Source organism: Clostridium puniceum (assembly GCF_002006345.1).
GTDB lineage: Bacteria > Bacillota > Clostridia > Clostridiales > Clostridiaceae > Clostridium > Clostridium puniceum.
Window position 1 is genome coordinate 1 of record NZ_LZZM01000112.1, and the last position, 1250, is coordinate 1250.

General features: G+C 28.9%; 1 protein-coding gene. It reads left to right on the plus strand.

What is annotated here, in order from left to right; all coding sequences use genetic code 11:
* The first annotated feature begins 33 nt into the window (after positions 1-33).
* Positions 34-1236: an IS701 family transposase gene (locus CLPUN_RS08560; RefSeq protein ID WP_077846883.1), complete on the plus strand. Its 1203-nt coding sequence runs from the start codon at positions 34-36 to the stop codon at positions 1234-1236.
* Positions 1237-1250 lie beyond the last annotated feature (14 nt).

Here is a 1250-nt window from a genome sequence, read left to right on the forward strand (position 1 = left end):
CACACAACAATGATAGCAAGGAGCTATACATAAATGTTTCAAAACACAATTATATCAAATGAATTATCAATATACAAATTTTTCAAGCAATTAAATTTTGATTTTTACTTAACTAAACCTCAATTAAAACATTTAGAAAATATAATGAATGCTATGATATCAAAAGGTTATAACGGTAAAATTTCCGACATAGCGGAGCTTGCTCTTTCGAGACATCGAACTAGTATTACTAGATTTCTTTCAAATAGTAATTGGGACGAAAAACTTTTAGAAAGAGCGTTAAAATCATATATCATAGAACTTATTTGGGCTAAATCAAGAGAATCCAGACAACCAATATACTTTATTATTGATGATACTATTTCTGAAAAGACAAAGCCCTCGTCAAAGGCTAAAAATCCAATTGAAAAGTGTTCATTTCATAATTCTCACTTAAAAGGTAAGAATGTATATGGTCATCAAATACTAGTTTCTTTACTATCGTGTGACGGATTAGTGTTCCCATATTCAATTGATATCTATGATAAAGAATCTATGAGTAAAATCGAATTGAGTAAAAAATTAATTGCAACACTTCCTAAGCCTGAAAATAAAGGCTATGTATTAGCTGATAGTTGGTATAGTTGTAAGGATATTTTTAATGCTTCTGAAAAAGCTGGTTATAGTTATATTGGTGCTTTAAAAACTAATAGAGTTATTTTTCCGCAAGGCCATGAAAGAATAGGAATAAAACTTCATAAGTTTGCTACATTATTAAATATTGAAAACTTTGACCTTGTCACCGTCAAAGACAAGCAATATTATATTTACAATTATGTTGGCAACTTAAAAGATAGAAATAATGTTTCTATTGTTTTAAGTTATCCTAAAGATGCTTTTCAAAAAGATGGAGCATTGAAAACTTTTATTTCCTTAGAGGAATCATTAGCACCGTTAGATATTTTAACTCAATATACTGACCGTTGGGCGATTGAACCATTTTTTAGAGATTGCAAAACTTACTTAGGACTAGATGGATATCAAGTAAGAAGTGAGAGAAGTATTAATAGATATCTAATAATAATGTTAGTAAATTATACGTATTGCAAAATTTACTGTACTGATTCTCATCACTTTAATACTGGATATAAAGCTGCTAAGAAAGATTTAGAAAAATCCAAAGTAATATATATTTACAAAGCTGCCGCAAGCGGTACGCCGATAGAAGAAATTTTTGAGTCATTAAAAATAGCCTAAGAATCTGTTTTTTT

Excerpts from the sequence above, each read along its gene's own strand:
- CLPUN_RS08560 (WP_077846883.1), top strand. The coding sequence starts at position 34 with ATGTTTCAAAACACAATTATATCAAATGAATTATCAATATACAAATTT.